We start from the raw sequence: 547 nt of genomic DNA, 5'->3' as shown, positions 1-547 counted from the left end.
TGTTGATTTGCGCCGGAAACTGACCCACTTTTTGCATCTAGAATTGACCCACCCTTGATGCTCATAAACATCACTCTGGTGTGTCAATTTCCTCCTCTTTAGGTTTCTTTGGTGAGCTTTTTCGGGTTGCAGCCCGCGAAGCGGGCTGCCCCGCCGTGCTGTTTTTGAAGCGCCAGGAATCGTTGCCTGTTTCGACTATATGGCAGTGGTGCGTAAGGCGGTCAAGCAGCGCAGTTGTCATCTTCGCGTCGCCAAAGACGTTTGACCATTCCGTGAAGCTCAGATTGGTCGTAACGAGAACGCTTGTTCGCTCGTAAAGCTTCGAGAGCAGATGAAACAGCAGTGCACCACCCGTTTGGGTGAACGGGAGATAGCCCAGTTCGTCCAGAACAATGGCGTCGACATACATGAGGCGATTGGCCAGTTGTCCGGGTTTGCCGGCGACCTTCTCCGCCTCAAGCTGGTTCACGAGCTCAACGGTGGTAAAGAACCGAACTCGTTTTCCATGGTTCTGTATTGCCTCGATACCAATGGATGTCGCAAGGTG

1 protein-coding gene is annotated in these 547 nt (G+C 52.7%); it reads right to left on the bottom strand.

Going from position 1 to position 547, the window contains the following annotated elements; all coding sequences use genetic code 11:
- Positions 1-70: 70 nt before the first annotated feature.
- The coding region (locus SB753_RS34595; RefSeq protein ID WP_410804532.1) for an ATP-binding protein at positions 71-547 on the bottom strand (477 nt) is incomplete at its 5' end.

The sequence above is a fragment of the Paraburkholderia sp. SIMBA_053 genome (genome assembly GCF_046534895.1).
Taxonomy (GTDB): Bacteria; Pseudomonadota; Gammaproteobacteria; order Burkholderiales; family Burkholderiaceae; genus Paraburkholderia; species Paraburkholderia caledonica.
Note: the sequence above shows the minus strand (reverse complement) of the source record. Positions and strands in the feature narration are given on the sequence as shown.